This window comes from Carboxylicivirga sediminis (genome assembly GCF_018156225.1).
Classification (GTDB): Bacteria; Bacteroidota; Bacteroidia; order Bacteroidales; family Marinilabiliaceae; genus Carboxylicivirga; species Carboxylicivirga sediminis.
Window position 1 is genome coordinate 1 of sequence record NZ_JAGTAR010000002.1, and the last position, 16,398, is coordinate 16,398.

13 protein-coding genes are annotated in these 16,398 nt (G+C 37.9%); 2 read left to right on the plus strand and 11 right to left on the minus strand.

All coding sequences use genetic code 11. From position 1 onward, the window contains the following. The first annotated feature begins 171 nt into the window (after positions 1 to 171). Both gdhA and KDU71_RS01785 read left to right on the plus strand, forming a co-directional pair. Positions 172 to 1,524, plus strand: a complete 1,353-nt coding sequence (gdhA, locus tag KDU71_RS01780) for an NADP-specific glutamate dehydrogenase (protein ID WP_212188181.1) — start codon at positions 172 to 174, stop codon at positions 1,522 to 1,524. Between the two features lie 138 nt (positions 1,525 to 1,662). After that, the gene (locus KDU71_RS01785) at positions 1,663 to 2,148 is read left to right on the plus strand and encodes a hypothetical protein (protein WP_212188182.1); all 486 of its coding nucleotides are present in this window, start codon (positions 1,663 to 1,665) and stop codon (positions 2,146 to 2,148) included. A gap of 60 nt (positions 2,149 to 2,208) precedes the next feature. Here KDU71_RS01785 and KDU71_RS01790 read toward each other — a convergent pair whose 3' ends face one another. From KDU71_RS01790 to KDU71_RS01840, 11 genes are all read right to left on the minus strand, one after another. Next, positions 2,209 to 3,522, minus strand: coding sequence for a TlpA family protein disulfide reductase (locus tag KDU71_RS01790; RefSeq protein WP_212188183.1), 1,314 nt, complete (start codon positions 3,520 to 3,522; stop codon positions 2,209 to 2,211). Between the two features lie 150 nt (positions 3,523 to 3,672). After that, the gene (locus KDU71_RS01795; protein WP_212188184.1) at positions 3,673 to 4,599 is read right to left on the minus strand and encodes a S1 family peptidase; all 927 of its coding nucleotides are present in this window, start codon (positions 4,597 to 4,599) and stop codon (positions 3,673 to 3,675) included. 63 nt (positions 4,600 to 4,662) lie between these two features. Beyond that, a complete protein-coding gene (locus tag KDU71_RS01800) occupies positions 4,663 to 5,103 on the minus strand; it encodes a hypothetical protein (protein WP_212188185.1) in 441 nt (146 codons plus the stop codon). Positions 5,104 to 5,140: 37 nt separating this feature from the next. Then, entirely contained in the window at positions 5,141 to 6,535 is a 1,395-nt protein-coding gene (locus KDU71_RS01805; RefSeq protein WP_212188186.1) for a TlpA family protein disulfide reductase, read from the minus strand. Between the two features lie 230 nt (positions 6,536 to 6,765). Continuing rightward, the gene (locus tag KDU71_RS01810; RefSeq protein ID WP_212188187.1) at positions 6,766 to 8,250 is read right to left on the minus strand and encodes a PKD-like family lipoprotein; all 1,485 of its coding nucleotides are present in this window, start codon (positions 8,248 to 8,250) and stop codon (positions 6,766 to 6,768) included. Between the two features lie 19 nt (positions 8,251 to 8,269). Then, positions 8,270 to 8,977: a DUF4843 domain-containing protein gene (locus KDU71_RS01815; protein WP_212188188.1), complete on the minus strand. Its 708-nt coding sequence runs from the start codon at positions 8,975 to 8,977 to the stop codon at positions 8,270 to 8,272. 17 nt (positions 8,978 to 8,994) lie between these two features. Beyond that, a complete protein-coding gene (locus KDU71_RS01820; RefSeq protein WP_212188189.1) occupies positions 8,995 to 10,404 on the minus strand; it encodes a RagB/SusD family nutrient uptake outer membrane protein in 1,410 nt (469 codons plus the stop codon). A gap of 53 nt (positions 10,405 to 10,457) precedes the next feature. After that, entirely contained in the window at positions 10,458 to 13,811 is a 3,354-nt protein-coding gene (locus KDU71_RS01825; protein ID WP_212188190.1) for a SusC/RagA family TonB-linked outer membrane protein, read from the minus strand. A gap of 147 nt (positions 13,812 to 13,958) precedes the next feature. After that, complete coding sequence (locus tag KDU71_RS01830) at positions 13,959 to 15,119, minus strand: FecR family protein (RefSeq protein ID WP_212188191.1); 1,161 nt, start codon at positions 15,117 to 15,119, stop codon at positions 13,959 to 13,961. 68 nt (positions 15,120 to 15,187) lie between these two features. Further along, positions 15,188 to 15,757, minus strand: coding sequence for an RNA polymerase sigma-70 factor (locus KDU71_RS01835; protein WP_262898240.1), 570 nt, complete (start codon positions 15,755 to 15,757; stop codon positions 15,188 to 15,190). 166 nt (positions 15,758 to 15,923) lie between these two features. Further along, positions 15,924 to 16,397, minus strand: coding sequence for an ExbD/TolR family protein (locus KDU71_RS01840; protein ID WP_212188193.1), 474 nt, complete (start codon positions 16,395 to 16,397; stop codon positions 15,924 to 15,926). Between the last annotated feature and the right edge of the window lies 1 nt (position 16,398).

Here is a 16,398-nt window from a genome sequence, read left to right on the forward strand (position 1 = left end):
GTTCACCATAGCTCGCTATGCTTTCACAAATATTCCTTGAAACTAAACATTTATAAGCGATTTGAGCCAGTAATTTTATGTCGAACTCAGGTTAAAAGGGAGTAGCACCATGCATAACAATAAAAAAGAACATAGCAATTCTATTTTAATAACCCTTTAAATGCAACTACTATGTCACACACTTCATCATTGAACACCTCGGCCTTTATGGCTGAGCTGATGGCGAAGAATCCGGCCGAACCTGAATTTCACCAGGCCGTTCATGAAGTGGTTGAATCCCTCGACCATTTTCTGGATGAAAATCCCAAGTACAAACACGCTCGCATTCTGGAGCGTATTACCGAACCAGAGCGCGTTATTATGTTTCGCGTACCCTGGGTGAATGACAAAGGAGAGATGCGTGTTAACCGCGGCTATCGCATTGAAATGAACAGTGCCATTGGTCCTTACAAAGGCGGCCTGCGATTTCACCCTACTGTTAACCTGGGTATCCTTAAGTTTTTGGCTTTTGAACAGGTATTTAAAAACAGCCTGACCACCCTGCCCATGGGAGGTGGCAAAGGCGGCAGCGATTTTGACCCTAAGGGCAAATCAGACAATGAGGTGATGCGCTTCTGCCAGAGCTTTATGACTGAATTGTATCGCCATATTGGGCCAAATACCGATGTGCCTGCAGGCGACATTGGCGTGGGAGGCCGCGAGATTGGCTTCTTATATGGCCAGTACAAGCGCATTGTTAATGAGTTTACCGGCGTATTAACCGGCAAGGGCCTCAACTGGGGCGGCAGTTTAATTCGTCCGGAAGCCACCGGCTATGGCAATGTGTACTTTGCTCAGGAGATGCTCAACACCCTGGGTGAGAGCTTTAACGGCAAAACAGTATTGGTATCGGGCTCGGGTAATGTAGCACAGTTTACCGTTGAGAAAGTAAATGACCTGGGCGGCAAGGTGGTGACACTCTCCGATTCGAGTGGTTACATCTATGATCCGGATGGCATATCGCCGGAAAAACTAAAATACGTGATGTTCCTCAAAAACAATAAGCGGGGACGCATAAAGGAGTATGCTGATAAATATGGTGTTAAGTACGTTGAAGGTCAACGGCCCTGGGGCGAAAAAGGAGATATTGCCCTGCCAAGTGCTACCCAAAACGAAATTAACGAAACTGAAGCCATCACGCTGGTTGGTAACGGTTGTAAGTGCGTATCAGAAGGCGCTAACATGCCATCAACACCCGAAGCCATAGAAATATTTATTGACAAGGGTATTTTATTTGGACCTGGCAAAGCTGCCAATGCAGGTGGTGTAGCAGTATCGGGGCTAGAAATGGCACAAAACAGCATGCGCCTGAACTGGACGCGTGAAGAGGTTGATAAACGCTTGCAACTGATCATGCACAGCATCCATAAAACATGCTGCCAGTATGGCACTAAAGATAATGGCTTTATCAACTATGTTGATGGAGCAAACATAGGAGGTTTTGTGAAAGTTGCCGATGCCATGATGGCACAGGGAGCTGTATAGGGAAACCTGCAATCTGTTCAGGTGATTAACACCCGATAAACCAAGGAGGCTTGTCGGGTGTTAATGTGTTTGTACTGATTATAAATTACACAGTTTAAAGATCTAGTTGCTATGAAGTATTTTCTTTTTATCCTTGCCGTGCTGGCAACCGCGTGTCAAACAAATCAACAGGTTGATACAGCCACTCCGCACGCCTTTTCCTTCAGTATTGAAACCCGGCTTATCGGAACACCCGAAGCTGTGTACGACCAATTAACTGGTGACATCAGCCCGTGGTGGGATCATACCTTCTCCGAGACCCCGCACCAATTATATATAGAAGCAAAACCGGGTGGAGGCTTCTACGAAATCTTTGATGAATCGGGCGATGGCGTGCGCCATGCCGTTGTAACAGCTGCCCATCGCGGTAAACTTTTACGAATGGAAGGACCGCTGGGCTTAGCCGGTCATGCCCTCACGCTGGTAAGTACCTATCACCTGTCTGCCGTTAATGACTCCACCCTGCTGAAGGTAGAGGTGCATGGGGCCGGTGAGTTTAAGGAAGAGTGGCCCAAAGTGATTGAAAGCGTGTGGCACCATTTTATCATTGACCGCTTTCAGCCACATTGGGAGGAGCAACAGTAACAAAATAAAGCCCGAACAGCAGTTGTTGTTCAGGCTTTCACATCCTACACTCAAACCTATTTAGCTTTTCTTGTCCTTTTCAATCTTCACAAAAGCAATCTTTCCCCTTGTTTTAATAAGATGAAGACCATTTTTTGCATAGAGTTTCAACCAGTCATCCACATTTGCCTTATCACTTTTTATTGATGTATTAATAGTGTATTTTCCTGATAAATCTGTAACAACCGGATAGCGTATGGCTCTATTTGGTTCATTAATGTACTCGCCATTTTGAGACACGTATAAAAGTTGATTTTCTATCAGAGATACTAATTCTGCGGCAGTGCAATTTTTATTAACAATAAACTCCTTAAAACTAACCGAACTACTTCCTTTTACATCAAATGCTTCATACCCTTCCTTTATTACACAGTCCTTCTCTGATATTTTTATTAGCTTATAAAAAACTACGTCCTTTTCATTTATAGAAATCTTTAAATTGAATGCTGCATTTAACTGCCCTAATAATATTTTTCTATAATCTCCGGCAAAATTAGAACAGGAGAAATCAATGTTATACAAGTTTAATGGGCTAAAGGAATTAATATAGTTCAGCTCTTCATCAAAAATAAATCTTGCTTTTGTCAAATTAGCAAATGCGTATTGATACAACGTAAGAATAGTTGCTTTAGTAATAGTGCAACTATTAATTATCTGAAATGTATCCACTAATGCATTTCCTTGCCATCCGTTAATGATTTGTTTTGGCACTTTGACATCTAACATCTCCATTTTCATTTGCCTATCTGCGACATTCGAATTCCTTAACTCAAATGACACCAATGCTTTATTTATCTTTGTAGACTTTGCTATTTCATCACTTTTTGTTTTACATTCAATCACAGGTAAATGTGGTTTACCTCCATTAATAAGTTCAGTAATTATTTCATTTGTAATATAACCTGGAATAGTGTTAGCATGAATTTGTCCATTTTTATCTATTAAAATCGAATATGGAATTGCATTATGCGGAAATACTTTCGACAAAGACCTGTCCTTATCATAAATAAAATCAAAGGGAAAGTTGTTATCAGAAATGAATGCATTTATTCGGTTTATAGGTTCAATTGACACACAAACAATCTGAAGCTCATCTCCAAACTTTGCTTTAAGTTCTTTTAAATGGTGCATTGCCTCAATACAAGGGCCGCACGAGGTTGACCAAAACTCAATAATAATAACCTTATCATTATTTTTATTGATGAAGTCATAATCAACACAAGTGCCTCCTTTTACCTGCTGCCAATTAATATGATTAGTTTTTTGACTAATCTCACTTGGAGGTTGACAAGAAAAGAATAAAATAATAAAGCTAAGGAATGATATAAGTCGCATAGTTTAAAAATTAAGTGTTAGCAGCAATTCTTCCCCCTTTAAAGACTTAAACTGGCCAAGCATCTCAGGATAACGATAAACAGGCATCACTCAACTCAATAACCCGAACACATCACAATGCCCGGGCTATTGATGCCAAATAACAAAAACCTATTTAATCAATTCCTTCAATTGGCTTACGGGAATTATTTCATTAATGGTCATCTGATAAATTCCTCCGTTAGGACCATATGTGATGTTTTGAGTACCAGCAACGATACCTATAACATTGCCACTTTTATCCATAATGGGAGCACCACTTGAGCCGGCGGCAAAGTTTGCCGAGATGCTCTGACGGATTTTTGAAGAACCAGGTTTGAAATAGGTTCGATTGATATCTCCTTGTGTATAAGAGTAAAATCGTCCATCAGGATGGCTGATTAAATTCACATGCTCACCTGTAACCTTTTGATTACCTAGGCTTAATGCATTTAAAATCTTGCCCTTTGTATCAATCTTAAAAACAGCCAAATCATCCTTTTTACTACCGGCCAAAACTTCCGTCACAGGATATACATTCCTTTCGCTATCCATCACAAAAAAGGTCGTGTAATTATTCGGGCGCGATGGATCGTAGGATTTAAACACATGGTAATTTGTCACGCAAATGCCATCATCAGAAATAACAAAAGCAGATGCTGCACTAATATGATCCTTAGGACAATGACCACATTTATACATCTTGCCCATCAATAGTACGCCACTTTTAAATTGCTGATAAAATGCAGCTCCGTTATATACCTCATTTACCTGAGGCTTAACGCTCACCTTACAAGATGTATTATTTATCTGTTCCTTGAATGTATTGCTTTCGGTGCCACCGTGTTCCTTATAATATTCTGATGCCTTAATCTCAAATTCTCTGATTAGTTCAGCATCGTTTATAGGTTCTTCTTCTAATAAATACTCACCACTAGTATGATCTGATGTAGCTTTTATGGTTGATTCATTACAATTACATAATAATAATAATCCCATGGCTAATAACACTATTGATAAGACATAGGATTGTTTGAGTTTTTCTACTTTACTTAACATGCTCAATTTCTATTTAGACAAACACCGGTACACATAGCTTATACCGATATAAATATTTCTTTGCTACCTTCTTTTAACTTTATAATCAACAATTCTGATTCTTCCAGGAAATTCCTTTCTCATATGGAATGTCTCTGTTGTATGACCATTTTCGTATTCATTCTCAAAAACGAAGAAGTAAACTGAAGAAGAATTTGTACCTGATTCTGTTTTCCATTCCTTTATATATCGATGCTTCAAGTAACCAAGTTGCTCTCTTAGCTCAGACAGAAAAACTACTAGTTGCTGCATCTCGAACTGCTTAATATACTCATTGCTAAACATTCCGAGCATTTGATCTATATCAGCTGCGTTTTGATAAGAATAAAACTTTTTTACTATCTGTTCCGAATCGAATTTGTCCTCAATGCTATTAGTTTGAGACCTTTCAACATTAAAAATACAACCTGATAAGAACAATAATAAAATCAGTCCTAAAACCTGTTTCTTACTTCTCTCGTTCATAATCATTTTTGTTAATTAAGATTCATTATCACCTTGTTTACAACAAATCTTTAATCATTGCCTCAGCTTTTATATTGCTTGGTCTTGGAGCATCAGTCGATACTACCTTACCTTCTTTATCAAATAGCATAAACCTTGGAATAGAGTTGATGCGATAGGCCTTGGCAAACGGAGAATTAAATGCATCGTCGGCAATTAGCTGAACACCTTTTAAAGATTCGTCTTTTACAAAATGCTTCCATTCACCTATCTTCTTAGGACTATCTAACGATATACTTAAAAACACCACATCCTTATTGTGATATTTTTGTTCCAATTTCTTTAATGCAGGTATTTCACCTTTACATGGCGCACACCAGGTTGCCCATGCATCAACATACACAACTTTACCTTTAAAGTCAGATAACTTTACACTCTTATTATTAATGTCTTTCCCTTCTATATCAAACGCATCTGAGCCAATTGTAAAGCTATTGATAGATAATTCATACTCTTCAACTTTAGTCTTTAAGTATTCATTTCCTAAATAAGGTTCAATGAGCTTCTTATAATCCAAAAAGCTCTTATCCAGTGATTGAAAGCGTTCAATGTTTTCTACCCCAAAATATCCTTTTAAAAGTGGATGCTCTATTTGTTCAAGTTCTGTTTCGTACCAATTGGCCTTAGCTTCTTCTGGTAACGAAATCATTTTAAACATAACGAATCTACGCATACAACTGTATCCAGCAGGCAACTCGAGGATACGTTCTGTAGACAATTCCTTTTGATTTAACAGGTAATCATAATACTCAGGAAAATCTGATGGTTCGGGGTGCTTTGTGCGAGGTGTGTACAACATTGATAAAGCAGCATTATTCATATCTACTTCAACCATAAGTTTCATCAACTCTTCAAAGTTGGCATCCGATACACTGATCTTATTCGTAAAATCAGTTGCCTCATTCACAAATGTTGGCAGCAACGGAAAAAAATGGGTATAATTTAACTGATTATAACGAAAGCCATGTGAATATGTAAAAACAGAATCGATGTAAGTATTCCATTCTGAAAGCAGGATATTTTTATCACAATTAGACTTGAGCAATTCGTATTTACCATCTGTTAGGTGAATATCCAGCTCAACACCACCGTCCAGATAATAGCGTTTAAGGTTATGGTCCTCACGAACGAGTTGCTGCTGTTCTGTCCAAACAACATTGATAACATATAATTCGGGATGATCAACTGGCCATGAGAAGCCAAATTTTCCATCCGGCTGAATAGTAGCTGTTGCAATTTTACTGGTTTGTCCATGTTCCACCTTACAGAGGTGAATCTCTTTGCCGGTTCGTTCGCCTTCATAATGCCCTCTGATAGTGGCATACTCCGACTTATTGGCGTGACATGCCCCTAACATTAAGGCACAGAATAGTAAGGCTGTAATGAATTTCATACAGTTATGTTTATTAGAAAAAATTAAAAGTGGAGAGAAGAGTTAAAAATGTATTTCGTTATACTGCGTTTTGTGTGTCAAAAAATCACATTCTCTTCCGTGCTAAATTATAAGCACTGATTAGTACCTTTTATAAAGCAAAGCCGGCATACAAATGATGAACATCTTGTGAACACCGGCTTCGCTTAGCAGACGCTTATTAAAACTTAAGCAAAATCCTTAATCCCGAATTACAGTTTTGAAATCATATCAATAACTTTACCACAAACATGTTCGTATTTTTTGTCTAAAGTTCCATCCGGGTTATAATAATAAATTGAGCCCGGCTTATCAACGGTAGAGTCATAACTGCCTACAATAAATTTATTATCAGCCAAAGACCAGCCTACTTGCTTGGTTTCCATCTTCAAGTACGAAATCTGCTGACCTTCTGGCAGTTCAAATGCAACTACAGGCATTTCTGTTGGTGCATCAAAATTATATTTATAAACCTTATTGCCCGAAGAGAAGTAAAAATACCTTTGAGAGTATGATGGAACAAAAATACTTTGGTCATCAATTAATGCAGTTCCAACAAATTCACGTTTAGCTTTTAGGTTAAAAGTTAGGGCTCCAAATCCCGCAGCATTAATTACTGTTTCATTAACCTTTCCATCTTCCCTGGTAAAGATATAGGTATCAATTCCATAAAAGGCGTATTTACCTGGTTCCCCAGCCATAAACAAACATTCACCAGGTACCGCAACCGGTTCACCATCGATTTGTAATTTGCTTGTTATACCTTGCGAACCAGCAATATATAATGTGCCCGGATCGGTGCCATGGATTAACGACAATCCCCAACATATTTCATTAGCTCTGTCGACCGACTCATCCAAATCTGGAGATTTAAGACCAATATATGGGTTATAATCACCTGCTCCCCACTTATTTGTATAATGGTAAGATCCATTAATAACGGTATAAAAATCACCACTATTTGGTTCAAACTTAAACCAATCCACAACTATTGGCTCGCTTCCCAGGTAGCCTTCGTGAAAACATTTACTGGCCGGCCACTTGTATTGCACCTCGTTCAAATCCAAAACAGCGCCCACAGTTTCGGGATCGGATGTAAAAATAATTAACTCGGTTCCGCCAGATGGCGAGTAAGATTCCATACCAAAAGGTTTGCCCTTAAGAGGCATTCCTGTGGCTTTCTCGTAAAAGTTATCAATCGTATTCCAGTTATTCCTAACCATAAACAAATCACTATTACCATCCCCTTCTTCGGTAAGAAAGTAATAACCATATTGATAGGCGTTTTGAACCCGGATTTTAAAACCAAGTTTTTTAGCTACGCCCGTCGAATTTTCTATTACTTTAAATGTTGCAAATAAATCAGTATAAGGCACTTCATGATTAGCAACATATTCCAAATCTTTATCTGTTGAAATAACTAATTCAGTGTTCTCATATGCTCCACTTTGTTCATTATAAGCCGAATGATTAACAGCCCACTCGTAACTGAAATCACTTTCTTGCCCCAATTTGAAAAGAAGCACAGGACTAATACGCAAAGTATCTTCGTACTTGGTTATACTATACATCTCTTCAATTCCACCTACTCCAACTACCTCATTCGGATCTACATAGGTGTAATTACCGTTATCTTGGAGACATCCATAAAAGGCCAATAGAATGGCCAAATGGATATATACTATTTTAAATTTCATTTGTTAGCAGTTTAAATTATCAATACTGAAAATAAAGTCGGTTCCCATCTTCATCGTATGTTGGATTTTCATTAAACCAAATTCGTGTTTCCTTTACGTACTCATCAAGGGCAGCCGTTTGCTCTGGATACCAATTAGGAGAATCAACCTTTGCTATTTCAATAAATTTTTTACATTTCAAAGAATGATATGCTCCAGCCTTATAATGCAGGTAATTAGCCTCCCAAAATGGAGGTGGCGTATCAAGGTTATCAGTAATATTAACTATAAATGATTTAAACTCATCCAGCCCCTCTACAAAGTCATCCGTCGATTCAAATTGCAATTGAATTCGGTATGTACTATCCTGGAGCGACTCATCCCGGTTAATATATACTTCCAACCAGGTACGTGTGGTATCGGCAGGCAATTCATACTTCTCTTTCAATTCATAATGTTCACCCAGTGTTGCAGTCGTACCAGATTCAACAGGGGCTACTTTGTAATACCTTGTAGCGCTATTTGGCATTCCCAAGAGCCTGACCTGTACTCTTAAAGTATCAATTACTTTTTCATCCGGGTAAAACATAAAGTTGATATACAAACTATCAGCCTCTTTCCCTTCAATACCTGGCATAATAAAGTTAAGTGCATTATAATTTTCATCATAAAGCATCCGTTCATTCTTCTCGCATGACAGGCACATGGCCAGTGTCAATGCGATTAAAATTATATTAATTAGTTTCATATTCATCAAATTTTGTATTAACGACCACCAAATTGAATTTCATTTGCAGGCAATGGGAGTGTATATTTAGCGTCATTCATTGGCATATTTGTACCATCAGCTGCTACTATTGTACCCATGTTCATCCTTTTGTAATAGTAAAACAGTTGCCCCTCGCTATAAAACTCTTTTTCATATTCACTCTGTAGTGCCTTTTGAAATTGACTGAAGTCAGCATTTTCATCCAGAGGGCTTGCTTCCCTTACAGTCTTTAGCATGTTTAAAGTCGTAATGGCCAAACCAAGATCATACTCTGCCTGAGCTTCGGCAAGAATCAAATACATTTCAGGCAGTCTGATAATCGGAATAGAAGGATCTTTGTATAAGTGTTCTTCATTAGCCGATGAAGGTCTTTTATACTTATTGATCATCGTCACTGTCCCTGAAACTATACCCTTCTTTTCAAACCAGTATTTAAATCGGACATCTGTTCCATCGTACCAATCAGCCATTCTGAATGAAGCCATTAAATCATCACTATCTTCTAAATCACCAATATTGAAATAATTCGAGTATAAATTAGACATACGAAGAGTATATAATCCAAATATATGCTCATTGTAGTATGTATAATCATTATAAAGGAGTATCTCATCACCATTAACGAATGCAAACCGCTCTGAATCGATAACTTCCGAAGCATATTTTTCGGCGTTAGCATAATCTTTTGAATAAAGGTGAACGCGCGCCAGAAGAGCTGCAACCGCATAGGCATTTAATCGATTCTCACGGTGTATATTGCCTCTTTCACCTTCAGTTTTAATTTCATCTACTTCCAATAGGTGATAAGCTGTTTCCAAATCATCGATTATTAACCCCATGGTTGCGTCGGTGGAGAGCTGCGCTGTTACATCTTTTTTAAATTCCGTTACATAGGGTATCCCTTTAAAATTGGAATCACTCAGATATGGCAGATTAAATAAGCGCAGCATATCAAAGTGAACCAAAGCCCTGATTGCCACAGCCTCACCATAAATATAACTTTTGGTATCCCCTGTAAAAATAAGGTCATCAGCCGTCTCTATATGTTCAATTAAAGTATTACAATTGGCAATAATGTTATAGGCTTTCGACCAAATACTTGAAATCTCATTTTGGATAAACTCCGTCTCATAATTATGATACGCTAAGTCAATGTATTGATGATCTGAAAATATAAAGTAATTCTGGGCCATCACATCCACAAAACCAGCCGTCAGATTTTTACCATAAACTGCATTTTCGCTCATCATCAGGTAGATGCCGTTTAAAGCATCCATATAACCGTCTTCGGTTTCAAAGAGGTTATCTTGCGACACCTCTGATATCGGCTGAACATCCAGCCAATCCTGACATGAGCCCAAACTAATGCCAAGAATTGTTATAACTATTAAAGTATATTTTTTCATCTGTATAGTTTTACAATTGAGTATCATTATCGTAATAATGATAGACAGCCATATTAAAATTTAGTTTGTAATGAGAATGATACAGAACGTGCAAATGGATAGGATGTTCCTCTCTCTCTTTCAACAGTTGAAACCCTGAATATATCACCCATATAAACAGATAGTTTAGTTTGTCGAAGACCTATTTTTTGTATCCATTCCCTTTTAAGATCATATGAGACTCTTGCACTCGTCATCGCCAATGAGTTTTCATCTTCAACAAAGCGTGAAGATGCACGTACAAGACTCTTATCACGAATACTTCTGTATGGTTTGATATCCCCCTCTTGCGTCCATCTTTGTTCCAACACCCGACTGTCGACATTGTAAGACAAATTAGCATTCTCCACTTTGTTAATTACAGTATTGTTATACACTTGGCCACCTAGGCGGTAGTTAAACGTAAGGTTAATGCTGAAATCGCCAATATTTGTGTTAGTTCCAAAATAACCTTCAAATTCAGGTTGAGAATCGCCAATAATAACCTGATCGCGTGCATCCCAAATCATTGTACTGTTGCCGAAACGATCTAAATAAACTTCTTTTCCGGTTACGGGATCAATTCCTAAAGATCGAACGGCGTAAATAGCGCTCATCGACTCACCTTCTTCGAATTGTAATACCGGTGACCCACTGATTAAGTTTGCCGAATTTGTATAATCTGTACTTCCCCCTTTTGCGGCTTCTTCATTTTGTTTAGCCATTACAGATTCATTATACGCCTTCAGTGAATCAGATATTTTTAATATTTGATTGGTATTATGACGCACATTACCAAATAGGTTGACAAAGATTCGCTTACTATTATTTTTATAAACAGTAGTACTTAGGTTGATCTCAAAACCTTTATTCAATACATCACCCATGTTTTCGGTATAACTATCAAAACCGGTAGATGGCGCGATGGTTACCTGGCTAACCAGGTCCTTGGTCGTATCATAGTAATAGTTTCCTTTAAGCATTAAGCGATTATTAAATAATGCCAGGTCGAGACCAATGTTTTGTTTGATGGTGGTTTGCCACTTTAACTCGTCATTACCAAGTGCTTTCACATATGTACCGGTTTGATAGCGATAGTGTTTATCTGTAAAATACTCATAGGTAGTTAATGCCTGATAGGCGTAAAAATTGGTTCCACCTGTTTCACCAATATTAGCTCGAATGCGTGCTTCATTTAAGAAGTTGCTATCTTTTAGGAATGGTTCATTGTGTATATTCCAACCCAATCCGGCAGACCAAAATGGTGCTGTCCTTTGTTTAGAGCCAAATTTTGACGAGCCGTCAATACGAAGCGAAGCATCCATTAAAAAACGGTTGTCGTAATTGTAATTCAAGTTGGAGAAAGCACCGATTAAACGCGTTGTTTCCTCACTACCGTTAGGTGTTGATCCTTTTTCAAACTGGGTACCAAAACCAACATAATGCAGTCGATCATTAGGAAAGCCTTGAGCTGTATAATCCTCGGATGAATACTTACTTTCTTTAAGGTTACTTCCAATCACCGCATTAACAAAATGCTTGTTTAGCTGCTTAAAATAACTCAACACGACGTTTCCGTCAATCATAAACATCTCACTATCGCCAACATAATAACTTCCGCGAAGATTGAACTCATTAGAACTCAAATTAACAAACTCTCTTGATTCAGGTGAGCGAAATTTCTGATTATTTTTATTTTGAAGCTGCATAGATACATTTCCTTTCAGGCGCAGGCCTTCAATGATGCTCCAGTCAATAGAAAAGTTGTTAGTGAAATTGGTATACTTACTTTTACTGAAATTACTCAGATTTTCAACATCATACAATGGGTTGAATTGGCGAACCCCTGTTGGCGAATTATAGTATTGCTGAATATACCTGCCATTGTCGTCTTTCATCCTATTGTAGGGGTTCATTCGGGCATATTCAGAAAAACTACCATAAGGCGTTTCCGGGGCGTTGACATGTGTTACATTCAAGTGGTTCCTAAAAAGAATATCCTTATATCGATAAGACAGAATACTACCAATCGAATACCTTTTACGTCCCGATTCTTTCATCACACCACTCTCATCGTTGTAGTTGGCTTCTAAGGCATATTTAATAACATTATCTCCTCCTTCAATAAACAAAGAGTGCTTATGAGAGAAGCTATTTTCAACAGGTTGAGCTATCCAATCCGTGTTAACTCCGGATTTGACTGCCTTAAGGTTATAATTGTAAAGGTTATCAAGATATAATTGATCATTATAGCCATGTATATCAATCAATGATTTTCTTGTTTCATACAAGCCGGCTAAACGTTCTGCTTCGAGCTTATCTTCCGCATTTAAAAGGTTATAATCCGATAGATCTGGAGCTGAAACCGTTCCATCAAAAGTATAATTTACGCGAAGCTTTCCTTTTTCAGGAGCTTTTGTTTCAACTACTATAATACCGTTGGCTGCCCGTGAACCATATATTGCAGTTGCACTGGCATCTTTTAATATCGTCACGCTGGCAATCCGGTTAATATCTAAATCATAGAGCTTTTCAAGACTAACTTCAAAACCATCCATTATTATCGTTGGCTGGTTTGGGTTACTTCTTAACTCATTTTCAGAAAGTCCAGGTATACTCCCTTTACCGCGAATCTCAATTTCCGGCAATTTGTTAGGGTCTGAACCGAACTCATTGTTTTCCATAATTTTAAAGGAAGGATCATAAACCTGCAGTGCTGCCAACACGTTGGTATTAGATACTGCTTGTAGGTCTTCCGCACTAATAGTAGTGGCGGCACCTGTAAAGCTTTCTTTTGTTTGATTATAATATCCTGTGACAATTACATCATCAATTTTACTGACTTCCGTTTTCATTTGAACATTAATTTCTGAACGTCCATCAATTTTAATCAGTTGCTTTTCAAAACCAATAAAGGAGAAAGATAGTGTAGCATTAGCATCCGGTACTTTGAGCTCATAATTACCTTCAACATCAGAAATAGTACCGTTGTTATACTCCACAACAATAACATTTACACCCGGCACTGGCTGCCCTTTTTCATCCAGTACCTGACCAGTAATGACTAAGTCAGTTTGCTGAGATATACTTTTCGATGGTTTTATGATGACCACATCATCGATAACCTGCCAGCTTAATCCTGTACCCTGAAGGCATGCTGATAAGACCGATTCAACTGTTTCGCCATTAACCGATAGGGATACCGCTTTGACCTGTGCAATATCTTCCTCGTTAAAAATGAAGGTAAACCTGCTTTGCGACTTAATGGCTTTAAATACTTCCTTTACTGAAGCATTGCTGATATCTAACTTCAGTTTTGTTTCCTGGCTGTATGAGTTGGCTGATACCTGCCAGAGGATAACGAACATCATAAAAAGGCTTAGCTTCATAATTCGCCAAATTTGGGGTGTACCCCTCCCATCCGGGTACAGTAATTCCCGATTTTTTTTCATAGATTTGTAATTGAATGATTAAACTTAAGCCATAAGAGTTAATCTCTTAGGCTCAAACAGGAGGTGTTCCAGCACTTCCTGTTTTTAGTTATGCTTATTGATTATTATCTCAGATCCGTTGATCGTAAAGTAGATTTTTTCTGTCACCTCAAGCATCTTGAGGATATCATTTAAATGCTCATAACGTTTTACATCCATACTGAAATGCAAATCCTTTATAACTTCATCTTGATAAGTAACCGTTACGCCATACCAACGCGATAAAGAGGTCATGATATCTTCCAGACGTTCGTTTTCATAGGCAAAATACCCGTTCTTCCAGGCAATATAAGGATATACATCAACGACTTTTACCTCTATACCATTATCTAAGTTACTTGCTAATAAAAGCTGACCAGGTTCCATCAGGCGTTCTTTGCCATTATTTGATTTCCAAAGAACACTACCTTCAACTAATACGGTTTTCTGCAGGTGCTCTTCAGGATATGCTTTAACATTGAATTGTGTGCCCAACACTTCAATGCTATTGTTATTAGGTAGTTCAACAACAAACGGACGAGTGGCATCTTTGGCTACCTCCAGGTAAACTTCGCCTTCAGCTTTAATACTTCGAGTATTTCCCTTAAATGGATGAGCAAAGGTCACTTTACTGCCGGCATTCATCCAAACCTTTGTACCATCCGATAACACAAATTGATACTCGGATTTAATGGGCACTTTAACAGTCATTTCAAGCAAAGAAGATACCTCGTTATTGTAATTTATCTGCCCATTACTAATACTGGCAATTAGTTCAGATTTATCTTCCAATATCACGTTAACAGTATCACTTAAGGTAATTGATTGATTATCTACTACCAAAACAGCATTTGAGGTGCCAGGTTGAATACTTGACTCTGTTAACTGTTGAGGCTGCTCACGCATTGTGTTCAGAAAATAGAGGACGCCACCAATTGATATCAACAAAACAATAATAGAGGCTACTTTCAACAACGGTTGCATATAGATGGTGTTATTCCTTTTGAGTTTGTTGGTTATGACGAACTGGCCCCATGCCTTATTGCTATCAAAACTATTGTAAAGCTTTAGCTTCTCACCTAATAAATGAGAATCATGTATGTCATCAATAAAATTCCTATTCGCAGGTTTTATGGCTTTCCATTCCTCCACTTTCGCTTGCGCCTGCGCATCACAATTCCCTCTTAAATATTTTACAACTAATGCTGATAGCTTAAATACATCCATCCTTTACTCTTTTGCCATATGACAATTAGAAAATAAAATTAGGTGAAACAAGTATTAAGAAAATTCGCTTATAAATGAAAAATACTTATCAGACTGAATAAATGCCTTAATTCATCTTTTAAAATACTTTTCGCTCTCTTCTTATGTGTCTTTACCGAATTAACAGAAATATTCAGTCGATCGGCAATTTCCTGCTCGCGTAGTTGAGTAAGGTAACTTAGCTTAAACACTTCCTGTGCACGCTCGGGCAATTTTTCAATACTTGCCATTATCTCACGCAATACTTCTGCTTTCACTATACGAACAGACTCATCATCATCCCAGGCTATTTCCTGCATTTCATTTGTCTGATATTTGTGCAAATTTTGTTGCGTTCTAATCCGATTGAGACAACGATTACGAACCATAGCATATAAGTAGGCTTGTAATTTAGACGGTTCTGAAACTTCAGGCATATTATCCCAGACTTGGGTAAAAACGTCCTGTACTACATCTTGAGCAGCATCACTATCAGATAAATAATCGTTAGCAAAAAAGCACAGGCTTTTATAATAATAGTGATACATAACCTTAAATGACTTAAGATCGTGATTTAAAAGATAGCTATTAATGGCATGTATGACGGTATCGCTCTCCAAGTTATTATTTGATATACTATAGGTGAAACTACTACGAAAATGAATTTCAGCGGACTAAAATAGAAACATTTTTTAATTGACACAAAGTAAGATGGAAAGTTGTCAAATGTCAGTATATAAAAAAGGGAGCCATATGACTCCCTTTTAATATATTCTAGATAAGTAATTATCTGTTTTTAACCATTTCGGCTGCTGAGTAGTTAATCTTCAAAGCAGCTGCTTTACGCAAGGCTTGCTTGATATCAGTAATAACTCCCATTGGACATTCTCTGTCAGCTTTAATTGACACAGTCATTTTTGGCTGATCACTCTCACGCATAGCGTCACGCGATTGAGCGATATAACTTTGAATATCCGGCACAGTTGCAAACTGGTCATTCAACTGAATACGTGGTTCACTTCCGTAAAGAGCTTGAAACTTTTTAGCAGGCACACCTACATAAATAAAAGTTACCAACTCTTTTTTCTCTAATGTAGCGAGTTCCGTTGCCTGTGCAGGTTTAATCTGCACTTTCATATCTACCTCTTTCATAGTGGTTGATACCATGAAGAAGAACAGCAACATGAAAACGATATCAGGTAATGAGGCCGTGTTAATAGCTTGCTGGCCTCCGCTCTTCTTTTTTCTGAACTTTGCCATA